We start from the raw sequence: 19,741 nt of genomic DNA on the forward strand, positions 1-19,741 counted from the left end.
TTTGCGAATGATCTGTCGTTCTTGGGGCGTGCGTTTTACAGGTAGATCGAGCCCTGCATATACAGCACAGCCTTGCCGGAAATAATCACCCGGTCGCCCTTGAGGGCACAGCGCAACTGGCCCTTGCGCGTGCCGCCCTGTTCGGCGCTCAGGCTTGTCTTGCCCAGGCGCTCGGCCCAGAACGGCGCCAACGAGGTATGCGCCGAACCGGTGACCGGGTCTTCATTGACCCCCACATTCGGGCCGAACCAACGGGAAATGAAATCGAACCGCGCACTCTTGGCCGTCACCGCAATCCCGCGTTTGGGCAGGCCCTTGAGCCGGGCGAAATCCGGGGTGAGCGCGGCGACCTGGGCTTCGTCGTCGAGCAACACGATGTAGTCATCGGTGCCGAACACCTCGGCGCGTTCAATCCCCAGCGCGCTCAACATTCCGGCAGGCGGCTCGCACGCTTGTGGCGCTTTCGCCGGGAAATCCATCGCCAGTTCATCGCCCTCGCGGGTTACCCGGAGCTCGCCGCTGCGCGTTGCAAACCGCAGCACGTCAGGCGCATCCGCCAACGCATTGATCAACACCCACGCCGCTGCAAGCGTGGCATGGCCGCACAGGTCGACTTCGACGGTCGGGGTGAACCAGCGCAACTCATAAAAATCGTCACGCGGTACGAAGTAGGCGGTTTCGGACAGGTTGTTTTCGGCGGCGATATTTTGCAGTTGCGCGTCGCTCAGCCACTCGGTCAGCGGGCACACCGCAGCGGGGTTGCCGCCGAAAGGGTGTTGGCTGAAGGCGTCGACTTGGTAGATGTCCAGTTTCACCGTGGTGTACTCCATGTGCGAGGGGGAGGCTGGACACTAACAGCGGGCTGCGGGGAGCGTCAAAATACAGATGGGCTGTTTTTTTGCGCGCATGCACGAGGCCGCGAGGGACGCGGCGCAGCTTTTTCGGCGGCTCGGAAAAAAATGCCCCGACGGGCCGGGGCATTTCAGGTCGCGGTTTTACGTGCTGGCGCTATTTCGCCGCTTGGTTTTGCGGGCCGCCACTGCCGATCTGCCACACGTAGGGCGGTTCGGTGCCGTTGATTTCCCAATCACCGATGATCCGCTCTTTATAGATCAATGGATTATGCGAGGCCGCGGTGCGCGCATTGCGCCAGTGGCGGTCGAGTTGCAGGCTCGTGCGTGCGGCGGAAGCGCCCAGGGCGTTGAACAGGTCGCTGGTGGCGCGAAGCACCAGCTCGGCAATCACCACTTGCGCTTGGGCCGACTCCAGCTCCGCAGCGATGTTGGCCTCGCGTTCGACCTGCGCATCCTTGGCGAAGTGCGCCACGTAGGCGCGTTGCGACGCCGCGGCGGCGCGCAGGGCGGCCGCTTCGGCGGTGTAGACCTGCGCCGAGGCCTTGCCGACCACCTGCTGCACCTGGGCATCGTCACGCACCGCTGCCGCATTGCCATGGCTGAACACCCGGGCGCGAACACGTACCTGTTGGGCCACCTCTCGCACGGCCGCCTGCCCCGACCCGACCAGGACAGCCAGCAGGGTCAGTTGGTAAAACGCCGTCTGGTATTTAAAGCGCGTCGAGAAGTCGATCAGGTGGTCGTCTTCGACCACTGCGTTTTCAAACACTGACGTGCCGCTGCCGGTGGTGCGCTGCCCAAAGCCATCCCAATCGTCGCTTTGCCGCACACCCGGTTGCTGCACGCGGACCGCCGCGATCACGTCGGCACCGGTGTCGTCCCGTTGGGCGTACAGGTCGATCCAGTCGGCGAACAGGCTACCGGTGCTGTAGAACTTGGTGCCGTTGGCGACCCATTGCTCGCCCTGGCGGCTGATGCGGGTAATCACCTGGCCGATCTTCACGTCGCCGACTTCGGTCCAGGCATTGCCGACCAGTTCCCCGGCCACAAACCGCTCGAACCAGGCGTTCTGGGCGCTGAATGCCTGAGCGTTGAGGCGGTCTTCGACAAACGCAAAATGCCCGCGCAGGGCTTGTGTCACGTTGGAGTCGGCGGCCGCCAGTTCAATCAACAGTTGGAACAGTTGCGGCAGCGAGGCGCCGGCCCCGCCGAATTCGACCGGGACGCGCACGGCGCCGAACCCGGCGTGCTTGAGCCATTGGATCGGTTCGAACGGCAGCGTGCGGCTGCGTTCGCGCTCGACCGCCCCTTCGGCAATCCGCGCAAAGATCGGCCGAAAACGCGCGGCGAGCGCTTCGTAATCGGTGCCGACAGACAATGTGTTCAGCGTGGTGAAACTGGACATAGGATGAATTCCTCTTCAGCGCAGTCAAGCGTCAAGTCAGGTCGGAGAATCTGGACGGTTTGGTGTGATCGGTGGCGTTGGCGCCGGTTTTGAACGCTCCGCGATAACGCGCCGCCGGATGGTCATCGGCGGCATACGGCGAAGTGCCGTCGAGGAGGTTTTCGCGCAGGGTGTCGCCCTCATAGGCGGTGCGGACACGGCCCCGGCGTTGCAGCTCCGGAACGATGAACTCGACGAGGTCTTCGAAGGTGCCCGGGGTGATCGCATAGGCCAGGTTGAACCCGTCGATACCGCCGACGTCCACCCAGCGCTCCATCTCGTCGGCCACCGTTTTCGGGCCGCCCACCAGCACCGGGCCCAAGCCGCCGATGCTGCGGTGTTTGATGATGTCGCGCGGCGTCCACTTGCGGTCGGGGTCGGCGGTGGCGAGCAGTTCCAGCACCGAGCGAATGCTGTCGTTGTCGATCGCTTCCAGGGGTTGGTCCGGGTCGTATTCGGAGAAATCGATGCCGGTCCAGCCGCCGTAAAACGACAACATGCCTTCGCCGTTGGCATAGCTCAGGTAGTCGCGGTATTTGGCTTGCGCGGCTTCATCGCTTTCAGCGGTGATCACCGTCAGCAGCGTGAACACCTTGACCGAGTCACGGCTGCGGCCGGCCGCCACGGCGCGGTTGCGGATGTCATCGGAGACCTCGCGCGCCTGTTCGGCGGTGGCCGGGCTGATGAACACCCCTTCGGCGTGCTTGGCGGCAAAGGCGCGGCCACGGCTGGAAGCGCCGGCCTGGAAAATCACCGGGGTGCGCTGTGGCGACGGCTCGGACAGATGGATGCCCGGCACATCGTAGTATTTGCCCTTGTGGCCGATCGGATGGACTTTGCTCGGGTCGGTAAAAACCCCGCGCTCGCGGTCACGCAGCACCGCGTCTTCATCCCAGGAGCCTTCCCACAGCTTGTAGGTCACGTCCAGAAACTCATCGGCGATGTCATAGCGTTCGTCGTGGGAAATCTGTTGCTTGAGGCCCAGGTTGACCGCTGCGCTGTTGAGGTACGAGGTCACCACGTTCCACGCCACGCGGCCTTTGGTCAGGTGGTCGAGGGTCGAGAACTTTCGCGCCAGGGCGTAAGGCTGTTCGTAGGTCAGCGCCGAGGTCACGCCAAAGCCCAAGTGTTTGGTGACGGTGGCCATGGCCGGCACTTGAAAGAACGGATCGTTGACCGGCACCTGGTCGGCGTCGAGCAGGGAGGTTTCCACCGAGCCGCGATAGATGTCATAGACGCCGACGACGTCGGCGATAAACACCGAGTCGAAATAGCCGCGCTCAAGCAGCTTGGCCAACTCGACCCAGTAATCGAGATCCTTGTATTTCCATGCCTGGCTGTCCGGGTGACGCCAGGTGCCCGCGGCCTGATGACTCACGCAGGTCATTTCAAACGCATTGAGGATAATGCGGGAAGCCATAGTCGATTAACTCCAGTTGTCTTGATTCATGGGGCACGCAGGGCCGTTCACTCGTGGTTTGAGGGGGTGATTGCATGGTTCATGCCGAGTGCCAAAGGCCCGTAATGCCTGGGTTTTGTCGGTTCCTGGGGCTGGCGGCCTATCACTGGAGCAACACTTTGTTGTTCTGGTGAACGGTGGCGAACACCCGGCGCGTGTGGTCAGGAATAGAAACTCGGTGTCGGCGGTTTTTGCTTCAACGCCCATTCGCCGAGTTCGCGGATGCGGTAGTCCACCGGGTCGTGCAGGGTCTGGGTCCGCAGGTTGCGCCAGTAGCGGTCGAAGCGCCGCGAGGCGTGGGTGGCGCGGGCGCCTGTCACCTCAAACAGCCTCGAACTGAGGTCCAGGCCCACTCGTGTGGCGTGGACCTTGGCGCTGCCGATGGCCAGGGCCAGGTTCGCCCGTTCCTCGGCGCGCAGTTGTTCGCCGCGGTTCCAGGCCTTGTCGAACAACGCATTGGCCCGTTCGGCCAGGGCGCGGACTGCCTCCAGGCCGGCCCAGAACTCGCCGTAGTGGGCCAGCACATAAGGGTCGTCGACCGCCCGCTCGACCTCGGACTTGAACCAGGCGCGTGCTTCGTGGGTGGTGTAGTGCTGCGCCTGCTCGAAGGCGCCTTCGGCAATGCCGAGGAACAGGTTGACGAAGGTCAGTTGCGCCAACAGCGGTCGCAGCCCGGAAAACACCGTGCTCAGCGGGCCCGGGTCCAGCAGCAGTTCATCTGCGGCGACCCGCACGCGTTCGAAACGGGCGCTGCCGCTGTCGGTCTGGCGTTGGCCCATGTTGTTCCAGTCGTTGAGCAGGGTAATGCCGGCGCGGTCGGTGGGGATCGCGGCGATCAGCAGTTTGCCTGTGCCACTGTCCTCCAGCGCCGAGGCGATCAGGCGGTCGGAGTCGCTGGCCCCGGAACAGAAGCTTTTCATCCCGGTGAACTCGCGCCCGCCGTCCACGCGCGTGGCCACGGTGCGGGTGTCCAGCGGGTTGAGCGCGTTGCCCCAGAACCAACGCTGGCGGACGGTCTGTTCCAGCCAGGGCTGCCACTGATCGGGCCGCGAGAACAGGCGCACGGTGGCGAGCATCAAGTGTTGGAAACCGAACACGTGGGCCATCGAACTGTCGATCTTGGCGAACTCGCGCACGATGTTCAGGGTGTCGCTCCAGCTGGCGCCGAGGCCGCCGAATTCACGGGGAATACTCAGGGTCAGCAGGCCGCTGTCGCGCAGGGCATCACGCTCGCGCTTGGGTGTGCCGCCGCGTTCGTCGCGCTCGACAGCCGTACTCGCCCAGTCGGCCGCCAGACGGCGGGCGACCTGCACAGGATCGTTGGGGGTGGTCACAGGGGAACTCCTTGCAATGGAAAACAACGCCGGGCCGGCCTGGGTGGCGGTTGGTCCCGGCGTGTGGCGCGACGTGTTCTACAACCCGAACAGGCGGGCGGCGTTGCCATAGAGGACGTTGTCGAGCACCTCGGGTCGCAAACCCAGGCGCAGGACATCCTCGATGGATTGGCGAATCGGGCGGAACGGATAGGACGAGCCGAACAACAGCTGCTCTGCCAGAAAGCTGTTGGCCGCTTGCACGTAGGCTTCGCTGCCGGGCTGGAACAGGTACATGTCCGGCACCAGGTAGATGTTCGGGTAGCGAAAGGCCACGCCGAGCGCTTGCTGCACGTTGGGCCAGTAGCCGTGGTAGCAGACGATCGCCAACTGCGGGAATGCCCGGGCGACCTTGGCCAGGCGTTCGGGGTTGTTGAAGGCGGGGTCCGGGGTGGTTGGCCCGCTCATCAGAAACAGCGGAATACCGCGTGCCTGCAAATGCTCGTAGATCGGCCAGTACAACGGGTCATCCGCCTGCCTGGCCGGTTCGCCAAACCCCGGCTCCAGGTCGATGCCGGCCAGGCCCAGCCCGGAGATGGCGCGCTCGATTTCGCCCAGTGCGCCGTCGATACCCTGCAGCGCCGGGTCGATGCTGGCGATGCCGAGCAACTCAGCGTGGTCGCGCACGATGCTGTGAATCAGGTCGTTGGGCAGATGCTGGCCGGGCGTGTGCCGACCGACCACCACCGCCCGGCTCAACCCGGCGTCGCGCACTTCATCGAGAAACCCCTGGGGTGTGCGCGAACGGGCGAAGTGCTCGTCGTCGCCACGCGTGCCCACCCGCCGGTTCAGCCAGCGGGCGGTGGCGGTCTCGGCGCTGCCTGGGGTGGCGCCGAAAAAATCGTGCAGGTACGCCGGGCGGCAGCGCATATCAATCACGTTCATGCCGTGGCCTCTTCCTTGGCCGAGGTGTGGCCGGCGCGCACATCGAACGCGCCGCCGGTGAGTATTTGGTCGCGGACCGTGACAGGCTGTTTGCCCAACAGTGGGAACACCAGTTCGGCAAAGCGGAAAGCCTCTTCCAGGTGCGGGTAGCCGGACAGTACAAAGCGGTCTACGCCGAGGTCGGCATATTCCTGCAGACGCTTGGCCACGGTCTCGGGGTCGCCCACCAGCGCCGTGCCGGCGCCGCCGCGCACCAGGCCGACACCGGCCCACAGGTTGGGCGAGACCTCGAGTTTGTCGCGCTGTCCGCCATGCAAGGCGGCCATGCGGCGCTGACCTTCGGAGTCCATCTTGGCGTAGTTCTCTTGGGCGTCGGCGATCACATCGTCGTCGAGGTGGCTGATCAGCTCTTCGGCCGCCGCCCAGGCCTGCTCGTTGGTTTCACGCACGATCACATGCAGGCGCACGCCGAAATGCAGGGTGCGGCCATATTTTTTCGCGCGCTCGCGCACATCGGCGATCTTCGCGGCCACGGCCGCCGGCGGTTCGCCCCAAGTCAGGTAGGCGTCAACCTGTTGCGCCGCCAGCTCATGGGCGGCCGGGGACGACCCGCCAAAATACAGGGGCGGGTGCGGTTGCTGCACGGGTTTGAAGAAGTTCTGCGCGCCTTCGACGCGCACATGCTTACCGGTGAAATCCACCACCTCGCCACTGAGCAAGCGACGCCAAACGCTCAGGAATTCGCCGGCGGCTTCGTAGCGTTGGTCGTGGTCGAGGAAAATACCGTCGGCGGCCAACTCGGTGGCATCACCACCGGGCACCACGTTGAGTAACAGGCGGCCGTTGCTGGCCTGGTCCAGTGTGGCCGCTTGACGGGCCGACGCCGTGGGGTTGCCCAGCGAGGTGCGCAGCGCCACCAGCAACTTCAGGCGATGGGTGACCGGTACCAGGCTGGCGGCGGTAATCCATGGGTCCAGGCAACTGCTGCCGGTGGGAATCAACACCCCGTCATAGCCCAGGCTCTCGGCGGCGACCGCGATTTGCTGCATGTACTGATTGGTGGCCGGGCGGCCGCTGTCGGATCGGCCCAGGTAACGGGTGTCGCCGGAGGTGGGCAGAAACCAAAAAATATCAAGACTCATCAACATGCTCCTCGCTGCAAAAATAAGAAGCCCGCTGCCTTGGGTAAGGGAAGACGGCAGCAGGTTGTGCAACGCAGGGCCGGCACGGCTCTAGGGAGGCGCTTGTTGGAACAAGTCTGTGGCTGTGGCCGATGGTTCTGAAGGAGCAAGCATCGTACCAATCCATCAACTTATTGATTTGTAAGGTTATTGTTGTTTTTTTTGCGAGGTGCTGAGTGTCGCTGGAGGAGAGGAAGTGTTGAACCGCTGTTGCCTGGCAGACAGTTGTGCGCAAAGCGGGAAGTGTTCGCAGGGCAACAGGTGTTAAGCAGGCTGTGCCGAATCAATACATGATTGTTTACGCAGACTGCATATAACTTGTTGATAAATAACGATTTAAATCTTGGCATGGAGACTGCAAAAGTGGCTGTATAGCACTCTGAAGGATAGTCCCCATGGCCCAGACACTGCCGCTGGCGTTGTTACAGCAAGCCCAAACCCGAGGTTCGGCGATAGCTCTGCGCTACAAACGCCTGGGCATTTGGCACGCCCGCAGTTGGAGCGAGTTGGCGCAGGAGGTCAGCCGCCTGGCGGCAGCCCTGCATCAGCGCGGGTTCAGTCGCCACGACGATTTAGTGATCATCAGCCAGGCCCGTTCCGAAGCCTTGTTACTGGCCCTGGCCGCGCAGTGGCTGGGCGGCAGCGTCACCCTGCTGGACCCCGAACGCGACAACCGCGCATTGCTGGCCCGGCTGCGCCCGAGCTTCGTGCTGGCCGAAACCCTGGAGGCGGTGCAACAGGTCGGTCATGCCGATCGTGCGCCTCCGGTATTGCTGTTTCTCGACGGGCGCGGTCTGAATGCCGGTGACGGGAAGGGGTTGAGCGCTTACGCCGATTTGTCCGCTGGCGTGGCGGCGGAACCGCCGGCCTGCGCCACTGATTCCGCAGCCGTCGCCTTCGTGTTCCATGCCGATACGCACGGGCCTTCCCTGCGGTTGAGCCATGCGCAATTGCTGGGGGGCGCACGCAAGCTGGTGGCGCGCGAGCAACTGAGCGGCGCTGAAGAAGCCTTGGCCGCCCGCGTGTTCGCCGCCAGCGGTCAGGCGCGTTACCTGCTGGCGCCCTGGCTCAGCGCCGGGTTCTGCCTGAATTTCCCGGAGGCCATGGCCACGCGCGATACCGATCGCCGTGAATTGGGGCCAACCCTGGTGCTGGGCACGCGTGAGTCCTATGCCCGTCTGGAGCTGTGGGCCCGAGAGCGCCTGCCGTTGCCCGGCACGCTCGCGCATCGGGTGTACCGCTGGGCAATGACGCCGGATGCCCAGGGTTTGCGCCGCTGGCTCGGCTACTGGCTGGTCCGCAGACCCTTGCTCGATGTGTTGGGCATGAGCCGCCTGCGCGTGCCGTTGCTGGTCGGGCCCGCGCTGAGCCAAGAGAGCGCCGCTTTCTTTGGTGCTTTGGGCATCCATCCGGGCGCCTGGCAGGAACCTTCCGCCCGGCCGGAACGTGCCGAGGCCCACACCCACCTGATTTCTCACTCCGTCTGACGAGCCCCATGAGCGCAACCACTGAATCCGAATTACTGCGGCTCGATGACATCTCCCTGTCGTTCAAGGGCGTCAAGGCCATCACCTCCATCAGCTTTGCCGTGAAGGCCGGGGAAATCTGTGCATTGATCGGCCCCAACGGCGCGGGCAAAAGTTCGCTGCTCAATGTGATCAATGGTGTCTACCAGGCCCAGAGCGGCAGCATCACCTATGCCGGACAGGCCCGGCGGCGCATGCGCCCGCACCAGGCCGCCGAGCGCGGTATTGCGCGGACCTTTCAAAACATCGCGCTGTTCAAGGGCATGAGCGTGCTCGACAACGTGCTGACCGGCCGCAACCTCAAGCGTCGCAGCAGTTGGGTCGAGCAGATGCTGCGCCTGGGCCGTGCGCCTCGCGAGGACGACGAGCAGCGCCTTCACGCCGAACACATCATCGAGTTTCTGCGCATCCACCCCTGGCGCCATGTGCTGGTGGGCACGCTGCCTTACGGTTTGCAGAAACGCGTCGAGCTGGCCCGCGCCCTGGCTGCGCAGCCGCGGTTGCTGCTGCTGGATGAACCCATGGCCGGCATGAACGCTGAAGAGAAGGGCCAGATGAGCCAATTCATCCGCGACATCAACCGCGAGTTCGGCACCACCGTGGTGTTGATCGAGCACGACATCGGGGTGGTCATGGGCTTGTGCGACCACGTGGTGGTGCTCGATTACGGCCGCAAAATCGGCGATGGCACGCCCGAGCAAGTGCGCGCCAACCCCGATGTGATCGCCGCTTACCTGGGCACGCGGCGTCCCCGCGCGGAGAGCCACTGAACATGCAATTTTTCTTCGAAGTGCTGATTGGCGGGCTGCTGGCGGGCGTCATGTACTCCCTGGTGGCGATTGGTTTTGTCCTGATCTACAAGGCCTCCGGGGTGTTCAATTTCGCCCAGGGGGCGATGGTGCTGTTCGCCGCGCTGACCTTTGTCAGCCTGCTCGAACGCGGCTTCCCGTTCGTGTGGGCCTTTGTCATCACCCTGGCGAGCATGGTGGTCCTGGCGCTGCTGATCGAAAAAATGGTGCTGCGGCCGCTGGTCAATCGCGCACCGATCATCCTGTTCATGGCCACGCTCGGGCTGTCCTACCTGATCGAAGGGTTTGCGCAGTTCCTGTGGGGCGCTCAGGTCCACGGCCTGGAGTTGGGAATCGCCGATGAACCGTTGGAAATCCGCGGCATGCTGCTTTCGCAGTTCGACCTGTTCGCCGCCGGAACGGCCGCCACACTGGTGATCGCCCTGTCGCTGCTGTTCAACCGGACCCGCGTCGGTCTGTCGCTGCGCGCGGTTGCCGACGATCCGTTGGCGTCCCTGGCGATTGGCATCCGCCTGCCACGCATCTGGGCGCTGGTCTGGGCGGTGGCGGGTTTTGTCGGGCTGGTGGCCGGGTTGCTCTGGGGCGCTCGCCTCGGGGTGCAGTTCTCCTTGTCATTGGTGGTGCTCAAGGCCTTGCCGGTGTTGATCATCGGCGGTTTTTCCTCCATCGGCGGGGCGATTGTCGGCGGGCTGATCATCGGCGCGGCAGAAAAAGTCGCGGAGATTTACCTCGGCCCGATCATCGGCAGCGGCATCGAAAACTGGGTGCCTTACGTCCTCGCCTTGCTGTTTCTGTTGGTGCGGCCTGCCGGGTTGTTCGGCGAGCGGGCGATCGAACGGGTCTGATTTTCTTTCAAGGAATGCCTCCATGCTTTATCGAGAAGCCGGTCAACTGAGCACCTCTTATGCGATGGAACGGCGCACGTTCCGCTTGCGCCAGGACCGCGTGGGCTTGTGGCTGCTGTTGGGGTTTGCCTTCATTGCGGTGCCCTGGCTGGGCAATGACTATTGGTTCAGCGCGATTCTGCTGCCGCTGCTGGTGCTGTCCCTGGCGGGGCTGGGGCTGAACCTGTTGACCGGTTATGCCGGGCAGTTGTCCCTCGGGTCGGCGGCGTTCATGGCGGTGGGTGCGTTCGCGGCCTACAACCTGCAATTGCGCGTGCCGGGTTTGCCGTTGCTGGTGAGTTTCGCGCTGGGCGGGGTGATCGCTGCGCTGGTGGCCGTGGCCTTCGGGTTGCCGAGCCTACGGATCAAGGGTTTTTACCTGCTGGTGGCGACCCTGGCCGCGCAGTTCGTGGTGGAGTGGGTGCTGACCCGGTTCAGTTGGTTCACCAACGACAACGCTTCCGGGGTCATCACCTCGCCACCGCTGCTGATCGCGGGGCTGGATTTCAGTTCGCCCCGTGGGCGTTATCTGTTGACCCTCACGGTGGTCGTGGTGCTGTTCTGGCTGGGCAAAAACCTGGTGCGCAGCGAGTTGGGCCGCAACTGGATGGCCGTGCGCGACATGGACACCGCAGCCTCTGTGATCGGCATCCGCCTGTTCAAGGCCAAGCTGCTGGCGTTTGCCATCAGTGGCTTCTACCTGGGGGTTGCCGGTTCGCTGTGGGCGTTTGCCTACCTGGGCACGGTGGAGCCCCACGGCTTCGATCTCAGCCGCTCGTTTCAAGTGCTCTTCATCATCATTATCGGCGGCCTGGGCAGTGTGCTCGGCAATGTCCTGGGCGCCGCTTTCATCGTGCTGTTCCCGATTCTGCTGGCCAACCTCTTCGGGCTGTTGCCCGGTGGGCTGATCGATTCCGGCCAGTTGGAAAACCTGCAGAAAATGCTCTTTGGCGCGTTGATCATCGCTTTTCTGATCAAGGAAGCCGAGGGCCTGGCCCGACTGTGGCAACGCTTTCGCCAACGGGCGAGGATCTGGCCGCTGCGTTACTGATTGTTCTCATCCCTGACCCCCATCCTTCGTTCACGAGGAACTGCCTTCATGACTCACCGCACACCGCTGCGCCGCCTGCTATTGGGCCTGGCCTTGATCACCGCAGGGCTCAGTGCCGGCGCTCACGCCGACAACGAACAGTACTTCCCCTTGCAGAGCTATCGGGTCGGCCCCTACGCCGCCGGTGGCACCGGCTTCTTCGGCGGGTTTATCGACTACCTGCAATACATCAACGCAAAGGGTGGGGTGAACGGCGTCAAGCTGACCTGGAGCGAGTGCGAAACCGAGTATGTGGTGGAGAAGGGCGTCGAATGCTACGAGCGCCTCAAAGGCGGCCTCAACGGCGCGCCAGCCGCCGCGACCAACCCGCTGTCGGTGGGCATCGCCTACGCGACGCTGGACCGTTCGACGGCCGACAAATTGCCGCTGATCACCATCAACCACGGCCGCACCGATTCCACCGACGGTAGCGTGTTCCCTTACGTGTTCCCGCTGCAGCTCAACCCGTATTCGGAAGTCTCGGCAATCATCAACTACATCGGCACGCGCGAAGGTGGGGCGGACAAACTCAAAGGCAAGAAAATCGCCGTGCTGTACCACGGCTCGCCGTATGGCAAGGAAACCAATGGTGTCCTGGAAACCCTGGCGAAAAACGCCGGTTTCGAACTGACCCTGCTGGAAGTGCCGCACCCCGGCAACGAGCAGCAATCGCAGTGGCTCAATATCCGTCGCCTCAAGCCGGACTGGGTGATCCTGCGCGGTTGGGGGGTGATGAATCCGGTGGCGCTGAAGTCGGCGCAAAAGGTCGGTTACCCGGTGGATCACATCATCGGCAACATCTGGAGCAACTCGGAAGAGGACGTGGTGCCGGCAGGCGCGGCCGCCAAGGGCTTCATTTCCATCACCACGCACCCTTCCGGGACGGATTTCCCGGTGCTGCAGGGCATCAAGCAAAGCGTGGTGGACGCCGGCAAGGGCAACCTGGCCGATCCGAAGCGTTTCGGTACGGTGTACTACAACCTCGGTGTGGTGAACGGCATTCTCAACGTCGAAGCCGTGCGCCTTGCGCAGGCCAAATACGGCGCCAAACCGTTGACCGGCGAGCAGGTGCGTTGGGGCTTCGAACACCTGAACCTCGACGATGCGCGGTTGCAGGCGTTGGGCGCCAAGGGCCTGGTGCAACCGTTGAAGTTGTCGTGCGCCGATCATGAAGGCGGCGGCGCGGTGCGCTTTCAGCAATGGGACGGCCAGCGCTGGAACCTGATCAGCGACTGGGTCCAGGCCGACCGTGCGTTGCTGCGGCCGATCATCGAGGCTTCCGCGGCCCAGTACGCCAAGGAAAAAGGCATCAGCCCGCGCAATTGCAGCCAGGAGCAATAAGGTCCGTTAAGCCAGAGTCTGCAAGCCAACCCTCCCTTGTCGAGGGGGCGAGCGCGTCGTTGTTTTCTACGAACAGTCGATCCCCGCCTTGCGCGGCGTAACCCAAAGGAAAGGCCACAAGCCTTTCCTTTTTTTTGTATAGACGACAGCACAAGTTTAACTTGTGCCAAGTGTTTGCAGTGCAACAGCGGGCGCGCAAAGTGCGGATTAATACATGCGATAAATAGTGGATAACTTTATTTAACTAATTGAAATATAAGTATTTATTGTATTGGCATGATTTTCGGAATGTTAAGGCAGGATCAGCATTTTTTGCCGCCCTCCCTCCTTAACAGCTTGAAGAGAACAACATGCGTAAAGTAGCTGCTTTGTCTGCGTTTTTTGCCGTTACCGCGCCCGGTTATTCATGGGCCGCCAGTGATAAAAATGAAAATGGATTTATTGAAGATAGCCATTTGAACATTCTCAACCGGGACTTCTATTTCAGTCAGGACTTCCGTAATGGCAGCAGTGCAACCAACCCTCACACGGGGGCGCGCCAGAGCCGCCGGGCGGAATGGGCCCATTCGGTCATCGGGCGCTTCGAATCCGGCTTTACCCAGGGCCCCGTGGGGTTCGGGGTCGATGTTTACGGGCAGTTCGGGGTCAAGCTCGACGGCGGTGATGGCGTGGTGGGCAACGGTGTCGGCGGGCCGGGGTTGATTCCGCGCAAAGGCGATAACAACGGCGAGCCCAAGGATGAGTGGGGCAAGGCCGGTGGCGCGGTCAAGGTGCGGGCGTTCGATACGGTGGTCAAATACGGCGATGTGTCCCCGACCAGCCCGGTACTCCATGCCGGTGATATCCGCCTGTTGCCGCAAACCCTGACCGGTCTGATCTTCGACAACACCTCCATCGCCGGCTTGAAGATCGAGGGCGGCAAATTGACGGCGTCCAGCGATCGCAGCGGCGTCAACCACAGCGGTGACTTGGGCACGGTCTACGGTGGTCGCTTGACCGGGGCGGATAATGTGCAGTACATCGGTGCGGATTATCGCTTCAACGACAACTGGAGTTTCAAACTGCACACCAGCCGCCTGGATAACGTCTGGAACCAGTCCTTCGCCCGGGTCGACTTCAAGCAACGGCTGACCCCCACCATCACTTGGGATACGGGGCTCAATTACTATCGCACCCGCGACAGTGGCGACGCCCTGCTGGGTAAGATCGATAACGACAGCTGGAGCACGCACCTGGGGCTGAATGTCGGATTCAACCGTTTTCTGCTGGCATACGAGCAAGTGCGCGGTGACTCGCCGTTCGACTATGTGTGGAACACCTACGACCTGGAACTCGACAACGCTTCCCAATGGTCAGACTTCAACAACCCCAACGAACGCTCTTGGCAGGCCAGTTATACCTATGACTTCGCCGGGTTAGGGCTGCCGGGGCTGAGCCTCACGGGCCGTTACCTGCGCGGTGACAACATTGATGGCACGCGAGCAACGGGCGGCTACACGGCGTTCAACAGCGTCAGTGACGGCAAGCACTGGGAGCGTGATTTCTGGGCGAGCTACATCGTTCAGAGCGGCCCGGCAAAGGACCTGAAGCTCCAAGTACTGCAAGCGACGCACCGGGTGGGAGGCGATTTCGGTAACTACGACGCCAACGTTGACGAGCTGCGGGTCATCGTCGAATACCCGCTGGATTTGCGCATGCTGTAACCGCGCCATCGGTGGCATGGCAGCAACAAAAAGCCCGCGCGAGGCGGGCTTCTTGGGGATTCATAGGCGGCCGTGGACGTCTATGGATCGGTGCCTGGAACCGGTCAGATACGGAAACTGCCCACCAGATGCTTCAAGCGTGCCGCCTGCTGTTCCAGGTCGGCGCAGGCGCGCAGGGTCGACTGCAGGTTTTCCACGCCTTCCTGATTGAGCGTGTTGATTTCGGTGATGTCCATATTGATCGACTCCACCACCGAGGTCTGCTCCTCGGTGGCGGTGGCGACCGACTGGTTCATCCCATCGATCTCGCCGATGCGCTGGGTCACGCTGCTCAAGCGTTCGCCGACCTGGTTGGCGATCTCTACGCTGTCGAGGCTGTGGCGCTGGCTTTCGCCCATGGTGCTGACCGAATCCCGGGCGCCGACTTGCAGCTCCTCGATCATCGTTTGCACCTGTTGCGCCGACTCCTGGGTGCGGTGCGCCAGGTTGCGCACTTCATCGGCCACCACGGCAAACCCACGCCCGGCATCACCCGCCCGGGCGGCTTCGATGGCCGCGTTGAGCGCCAGCAGGTTGGTTTGCTGGGAGATGCTGGTGATCACTTCGAGGATCTGCCCGATATTCACCGTTTTGCTGTTCAGCAACTCGATATTCGTACTCGATGCGCTGAGCATTTCCGACAGCTGATTCATTGCACCGATGTTGCGCTCCACCACTTGCTGACCCTGCTCGGCCATCCCGCGCGCGTCGCTGGCCTGGTGCGAGGCCTCAGCCGCATTCCGGGCTATTTCCTGAGCCGCGGCCCCCAGTTCGTTGATGGCGGCGGCCACACTGTTGGTTCGGCTAGCCTGTTCGTCGGAGTTGAGCATGGATGAGTTGGAGGCGCTGACCACGCGCATTGCCACTTCGTTGACGTGCTCGGTCGCCGACGAGACCTCTCGGATCGAGGTGTGAATACGTTCGACAAAACGGTTGAACGCATTGCCCAGCATGCCGAACTCGTCATGCGTGTGGATGACCAGGCGTTTGGTGAGGTCACCTTCGCCTTGGGCAATGTCCTCCATTGCGCGGGTCATCGCGTGCAGCGGTTGGAGCAATACGCGGATCAGCAGACTCAGCAGGACGATGATGATGACCACCGCAACGATGGTGGCAATCACCGCCGAATAGCGGAACTTGCTCAGCGTTGCGTAAGCCTTGTCTTTATCAATAGACAGGCCGATGTACCAGTTGGCCGAAGGGAGACCTTTGATCGGTGCGAAGGTCAGCAAGCGGGCTTGCCCGTTGACCTGGACCTCGGTCAGCTCGCCGGAAAGTTTCGGGGTGTGTGTAGGGTACAAATCCGAAAGCGACTTCATGACCAGCGCTTTGTCCGGATGGACCAGGATCTTGCCCTGATCGTTGACCAGGAAGGCATACCCCATGCCGCCAAAGTTCAACGAGTTGATGATTTCCACCAGGCCATCCAACGCCAGATCGCCGCCGACCACGCCGATGTTGCTGGAAACCTTGCTGATGACACCAATGACCATCTTGTTGGTGGCCATATCGATATAAGGCTCAGTCAGCATGGCGCCGCTGGCGTTCATACCGTCCTTGTACCAAGCCCGGGAGCGCGGGTCATAGCCATCGGGCATCTTGGTGTCCGGACGAATACTGAAGCTGCCGTCGACCTTGCCTAGGTAGTCGGTAAGAAAACTTGAGGTCAGGACGCTTTCATCCATCAGCGTCTCGGCATTGGCAGGCTCCCTGGCAATGTTCTGCGCCAGGTTCGTCACCAGATTGATCCGCCCCTCCAGCAGGTTGCGAATATTGGTGGAGGTCGACTCACCCATTTCAGCCAAATAGTTTTCCAGGCTGGTGCGGGTGGCATTGCGCTGTAGATAGTCGTTGTACAGCGTGAACAGGGTGAAGGCGAGCATCACTATCAGCGACACGGCCAAAAGAATTTTATGACTGAAACGAAGGCTTTTATTCATGGCGTATTGAGTTCGCTAGGTCTTTTGCAGGGACTGTGGAAGCGTATCGGCTGGAGCCTGGTAAACCTTGAGATGCGAAGAGTCTGTTTACTGCGACGGAGGAAGGTAAAGGGGGCAAGGAGCGACCGCCAGAAACAACAAAGCCCGCAGGAGGCGGGCTTCTTGAGGGGCGTCATAGACTGCTGCACAGCGGCGGGGGATTTCCGCTCATTCGGTCTTTAATCGATGCTCAGGGTCTTTCCAGCGGCTCAGGTATGAAGCCTTGCTCCCTGAGGGACTTGATTACACCTCGAATGAGATAGTTGTTGGAAAAACCGATCGTGTACTGCCTCGCGCCTGCGTTCAGCGGTAGAAGCATCCCTTGGTCCACCAGCTTTTTGATCAGGTAAGTCCGTTGATTGCTCGACTGCTGTGGGAGTACGGATGCTACATCTGCCGATTTTACGACCTTCAGTTTTATTGCGGCCAACAGCACTGCTTCCTCTGTCTCCGTGATCCATTTGCGTTCGCGTGCGAAGGCCACGGCAGGCACGAGTATGCATTTGGTCAGGTATGCGTAGTCTGTGAGGCGATCGACTTTCTCCAGCTCCTCACGAACCCCTTCCAGCACGTAGGTACACCACGCCTCCAGTCCGTCCTTTGTTCCTTTGTCGGCGGTGGCAAGCATTGCGTAATAGCGCTCACGATCGTTGCAGAATACCGCCGTAGGATTCAGGACACGGCCACCGGCGTTGACGTTGAAACCATACTTGATCAGGAGTGCGTAGGTTAGCAGCCTGACCACGCGGCCATTGCCATTGCCGAATGGATGTATCCATCCAAATCTATGGTGAGCGAGCGCAACCTTCATGAGGTCGTATTTCGGGGGGGCTTCGTGATTCACGAATGCGACAAGTTCCTGCATATACGCTTGAACGTGGATGAAGTCAGGAGGCTGGTGATCAGACTGAGATATTCTGACCTCTCCACTGCGATAGGCTCCGGGCGTTTTGTCGCCCTCACGCACCAGATCGTCGACGGTCATCGCGTGCAGCTCTCGAATCATCTGCTCGGTCAGCGCTGCGCCGGGCGCCATGATCCGCTCAATGTAGTCCATCGCCTTTTCAATATTGGCCACCTCGCGCAACGGGTCCGTGTCCTGGGCCTTACCTTCGACCTTGCTGTCTATATAGTCCGCCAACGTCGTGTGGTTGCCTTCTATGCGGGCAGAACCGAGGCTTTCCAGTGCATGGAAAAGCGATTTGAGTTGGTAGAACACCTGCGGCGGCGTATCACCTTCAAGCCTTAGGCGACGCAGATGCTCCAGTTCGCTCAGTACATCGACAAGGTCCGAGTCAAAGGATGGATTGAGAAGCTCAAGGTCGTGATGGATAAATGTAGGCATATGGAAAGATATCTCAAGCCGGCCGAAAGCTTATCTTGAAAAAAATCGGGGAAGCTACCGTAATTAAGGGTGTTTGCTTAGAGTGCGTTAAACATTATCTTGAATTCAGGCTTAAGCTAACTCAAAAATGAGCAATGATTAAGTGAGAAATCTCGATGGTTAGCGGAGGGCATGGCGAGGATGTGCTTTCGGCAGGTCTGAATGATGGGGCCTTTGAGCGTCATGAATCGCCGCCAGGCCTTCAAGGTCAGCAGCAAGGGCTGACCTTGGTATTGCAGGTGCTGGAAACTGCTACGGAAATAGCCGTTAGTTTGACGATGGCGGGAAGTCGATATCGGTAGCGGCGATGTTGTTCAAATAGTTGGTCAGGGTTAACAGCGTGATCTGTGCCACCACCTCCACGATCTTGCTATCGGTAAGACCGGCGTTGTGCGCTGCGGTGATCTGGGCATCACTCAATTGTCCGCGGCTTTCGGTGATTTGATGCGCCAGAGCCGCGACCGCGCTGAGTGTGCCCATGCGTGCTTTGCCAACGGCCTCCTCGCTCAAGCCAGCCTTGGCACCAAAGAATGCATGTGCGGCCACGCAGTAGTCGCAACCGTTGACCTCTGACGCAGCGAGGGCAACGACCTCACGCTCAACGGCACTCAGTGAGGTTTTACCCAAGGCCTGAGCGAGGCTCTGGTAACCACTCAATGCGGCCGGGGAGTGAGCCAGGGTTTTAAATACGTTGGGAATAAACCCAAGACCTTTTTGGATACCTTCAAGAGCAGCGCGCGAGCCAGCAGGGGCTTGGTCCAGCGAGAGAGCAGCGATACGAGTCATGGTAATTCTCCAGTAGATTGATTAGCCGGCTTGTCGATCAAGCCTGGTGTCAATATTAGAGAGGCAGACTTTCCTTTCGGATTCAGATCGTCGAACTTATGCAACAGATCGTCTAAATTTGAGCGAGCTATGGACCGATTATCGACACTGCTTAAACACTTCAATCTGCACGCGTCCACGTTTCACCAGGGTGGTTTTTGCGGAACAACCAACCTCTATGGGCAGGGCAGTTTCGGGCATGCACATTTACTGCGTTCGGGACGCCTGGCCCTAAGGGACAAGCGCGGCCAGCTCATTGAGTTGACGGAGCCCAGCCTGATTCTGGCGGTGCGCCCGCAGGAGCATCAGTTGCTGGCGATCGAAGCAGATGAAGCGGAGTTGGTCTGTGCAACCTTGCAATTTGATGGCGGGGCGAATAATCCCCTGACTCTGGCTTTACCGGACTTCATCATCAAGCCACTTCGTGAATTGCAGGGGCTGAGTGGCACCCTCGACTGGCTATTTGAAGAAGCCTTCGGCGACGAGTGTGGCCGTGATGTCATCCTCAACCGTCTGTTCGAGCTGATGGTGATTCAGCTGCTTCGCCACCTCATCGCCAGTCGTAGCATTGCGTCAGGGATGATGGCCGGATTGGCTAATGCTCAGCTGTCCCGCGCGCTTGTAGGCATCCACAACGAACCACAGCGCAATTGGTCCGTGGCGCAATTGGCGGATCGCTCAGGTATGTCCCGCGCCAGCTTTGCTGCGCACTTTCGCGAGACGGTGGGTAGTACCCCGGCAGATTATCTGGCGAACTGGCGAATCAGCTTGACGCAGAAACGCCTGCGTGAAGGGCGCCCCATCGCGTTGATTGCCGATGAGGTTGGCTATGAAAGTCCGTCTGCGTTAGCCCGTACTTTTCGGCGCAAAGTTGGTGCAAGCCCGAAGGAATGGCTCCAGCACACTAGGGGATGACGTCTAACCGATTGGTGGAGCAATCGCAGGAATGATCATGGTCCTGGGCT

At 61.1% G+C, this 19,741-nt stretch carries 16 protein-coding genes and 1 pseudogene; 7 read left to right on the forward strand and 10 right to left on the reverse strand.

Annotated features, from left to right (window positions below; genetic code table 11):
• Positions 1-35 precede the first annotated feature (35 nt).
• The 6 genes from PverR02_RS03605 to ssuD form a co-directional block, all read right to left on the reverse strand.
• Positions 36-815 (reverse strand): PhzF family phenazine biosynthesis protein, encoded by a 780-nt coding sequence (locus tag PverR02_RS03605; protein ID WP_017844482.1) that lies wholly within the window; start codon positions 813-815, stop codon positions 36-38.
• Positions 816-1,008: 193 nt separating this feature from the next.
• Complete coding sequence (locus PverR02_RS03610; RefSeq protein ID WP_046384805.1) at positions 1,009-2,259, reverse strand: acyl-CoA dehydrogenase family protein; 1,251 nt, start codon at positions 2,257-2,259, stop codon at positions 1,009-1,011.
• A gap of 31 nt (positions 2,260-2,290) precedes the next feature.
• Positions 2,291-3,718: an LLM class flavin-dependent oxidoreductase gene (locus PverR02_RS03615; protein ID WP_079442773.1), complete on the reverse strand. Its 1,428-nt coding sequence runs from the start codon at positions 3,716-3,718 to the stop codon at positions 2,291-2,293.
• 200 nt (positions 3,719-3,918) lie between these two features.
• Positions 3,919-5,091 carry an acyl-CoA dehydrogenase family protein gene (locus tag PverR02_RS03620; protein ID WP_079442774.1) on the reverse strand — a complete coding sequence of 391 codons (1,173 nt, stop codon included), beginning with the start codon at positions 5,089-5,091 and terminating at the stop codon, positions 3,919-3,921.
• 78 nt (positions 5,092-5,169) lie between these two features.
• The gene (locus PverR02_RS03625) at positions 5,170-6,015 is read right to left on the reverse strand and encodes an amidohydrolase family protein (protein WP_079442775.1); all 846 of its coding nucleotides are present in this window, start codon (positions 6,013-6,015) and stop codon (positions 5,170-5,172) included.
• A complete protein-coding gene (gene ssuD / locus PverR02_RS03630) occupies positions 6,012-7,157 on the reverse strand; it encodes an FMNH2-dependent alkanesulfonate monooxygenase (RefSeq protein WP_079442776.1) in 1,146 nt (381 codons plus the stop codon). The genes PverR02_RS03625 and ssuD overlap by 4 nt, the downstream gene beginning before the upstream one ends.
• Positions 7,158-7,591: 434 nt before the next feature.
• Between ssuD and PverR02_RS03635 the strand changes: the two genes are divergently transcribed.
• From PverR02_RS03635 to PverR02_RS03660, 6 genes are all read left to right on the forward strand, one after another.
• Positions 7,592-8,683: an AMP-binding protein gene (locus PverR02_RS03635; RefSeq protein WP_079442777.1), complete on the forward strand. Its 1,092-nt coding sequence runs from the start codon at positions 7,592-7,594 to the stop codon at positions 8,681-8,683.
• A gap of 8 nt (positions 8,684-8,691) precedes the next feature.
• Positions 8,692-9,492 (forward strand): ABC transporter ATP-binding protein, encoded by an 801-nt coding sequence (locus PverR02_RS03640; RefSeq protein ID WP_079442778.1) that lies wholly within the window; start codon positions 8,692-8,694, stop codon positions 9,490-9,492.
• Between the two features lie 2 nt (positions 9,493-9,494).
• A complete protein-coding gene (locus tag PverR02_RS03645; protein ID WP_079442779.1) occupies positions 9,495-10,376 on the forward strand; it encodes a branched-chain amino acid ABC transporter permease in 882 nt (293 codons plus the stop codon).
• Positions 10,377-10,398: 22 nt separating this feature from the next.
• Complete coding sequence (locus PverR02_RS03650) at positions 10,399-11,466, forward strand: branched-chain amino acid ABC transporter permease (protein ID WP_079442780.1); 1,068 nt, start codon at positions 10,399-10,401, stop codon at positions 11,464-11,466.
• Between the two features lie 48 nt (positions 11,467-11,514).
• Complete coding sequence (locus PverR02_RS03655; RefSeq protein WP_079442781.1) at positions 11,515-12,846, forward strand: ABC transporter substrate-binding protein; 1,332 nt, start codon at positions 11,515-11,517, stop codon at positions 12,844-12,846.
• Positions 12,847-13,196: 350 nt separating this feature from the next.
• Positions 13,197-14,549 carry an OprD family porin gene (locus PverR02_RS03660; protein WP_079442782.1) on the forward strand — a complete coding sequence of 451 codons (1,353 nt, stop codon included), beginning with the start codon at positions 13,197-13,199 and terminating at the stop codon, positions 14,547-14,549.
• A gap of 104 nt (positions 14,550-14,653) precedes the next feature.
• Here the strand turns inward: PverR02_RS03660 and PverR02_RS32995 are convergent, their stop codons facing one another.
• From PverR02_RS32995 to PverR02_RS03675, 4 genes and pseudogenes are all read right to left on the reverse strand, one after another.
• A complete protein-coding gene (locus PverR02_RS32995; protein WP_372812168.1) occupies positions 14,654-15,448 on the reverse strand; it encodes a methyl-accepting chemotaxis protein in 795 nt (264 codons plus the stop codon).
• A gap of 63 nt (positions 15,449-15,511) precedes the next feature.
• Positions 15,512-16,528, reverse strand: a pseudogene (locus tag PverR02_RS33000) (HAMP domain-containing protein); the annotation flags it as partial.
• A gap of 229 nt (positions 16,529-16,757) precedes the next feature.
• Positions 16,758-17,912, reverse strand: coding sequence for a Fic family protein (locus PverR02_RS03670; protein WP_079442784.1), 1,155 nt, complete (start codon positions 17,910-17,912; stop codon positions 16,758-16,760).
• A 306-nt stretch (positions 17,913-18,218) separates the two neighbouring features.
• Positions 18,219-18,737, reverse strand: a complete 519-nt coding sequence (locus PverR02_RS03675; RefSeq protein ID WP_017844477.1) for a carboxymuconolactone decarboxylase family protein — start codon at positions 18,735-18,737, stop codon at positions 18,219-18,221.
• A 129-nt stretch (positions 18,738-18,866) separates the two neighbouring features.
• Here PverR02_RS03675 and PverR02_RS03680 point away from each other — a divergent pair, with 129 nt between their 5' ends.
• Entirely contained in the window at positions 18,867-19,691 is an 825-nt protein-coding gene (locus tag PverR02_RS03680; protein ID WP_079442785.1) for an AraC family transcriptional regulator, read from the forward strand.
• The last annotated feature ends 50 nt before the right edge of the window (positions 19,692-19,741 follow it).

It is taken from the genome of Pseudomonas veronii (assembly GCF_002028325.1).
GTDB lineage: Bacteria > Pseudomonadota > Gammaproteobacteria > Pseudomonadales > Pseudomonadaceae > Aquipseudomonas > Aquipseudomonas veronii.

Coding starts and splice junctions, on each gene's coding strand:
- PverR02_RS03610 (WP_046384805.1), bottom strand. CDS start 2,259: ATGTCCAGTTTCACCACGCTGAACACATTGTCTGTCGGCACCGATTAC.
- PverR02_RS03615 (WP_079442773.1), bottom strand. CDS start 3,718: ATGGCTTCCCGCATTATCCTCAATGCGTTTGAAATGACCTGCGTGAGT.
- PverR02_RS03625 (WP_079442775.1), bottom strand. CDS start 6,015: ATGAACGTGATTGATATGCGCTGCCGCCCGGCGTACCTGCACGATTTT.
- ssuD (WP_079442776.1), bottom strand. CDS start 7,157: ATGAGTCTTGATATTTTTTGGTTTCTGCCCACCTCCGGCGACACCCGT.
- PverR02_RS03635 (WP_079442777.1), top strand. CDS start 7,592: ATGGCCCAGACACTGCCGCTGGCGTTGTTACAGCAAGCCCAAACCCGA.
- PverR02_RS03640 (WP_079442778.1), top strand. CDS start 8,692: ATGAGCGCAACCACTGAATCCGAATTACTGCGGCTCGATGACATCTCC.
- PverR02_RS03645 (WP_079442779.1), top strand. CDS start 9,495: ATGCAATTTTTCTTCGAAGTGCTGATTGGCGGGCTGCTGGCGGGCGTC.
- PverR02_RS03650 (WP_079442780.1), top strand. CDS start 10,399: ATGCTTTATCGAGAAGCCGGTCAACTGAGCACCTCTTATGCGATGGAA.
- PverR02_RS03655 (WP_079442781.1), top strand. CDS start 11,515: ATGACTCACCGCACACCGCTGCGCCGCCTGCTATTGGGCCTGGCCTTG.
- PverR02_RS03660 (WP_079442782.1), top strand. CDS start 13,197: ATGCGTAAAGTAGCTGCTTTGTCTGCGTTTTTTGCCGTTACCGCGCCC.
- PverR02_RS32995 (WP_372812168.1), bottom strand. CDS start 15,448: ATGCGCGTGGTCAGCGCCTCCAACTCATCCATGCTCAACTCCGACGAA.
- PverR02_RS03670 (WP_079442784.1), bottom strand. CDS start 17,912: ATGCCTACATTTATCCATCACGACCTTGAGCTTCTCAATCCATCCTTT.
- PverR02_RS03675 (WP_017844477.1), bottom strand. CDS start 18,737: ATGACTCGTATCGCTGCTCTCTCGCTGGACCAAGCCCCTGCTGGCTCG.
- PverR02_RS03680 (WP_079442785.1), top strand. CDS start 18,867: ATGGACCGATTATCGACACTGCTTAAACACTTCAATCTGCACGCGTCC.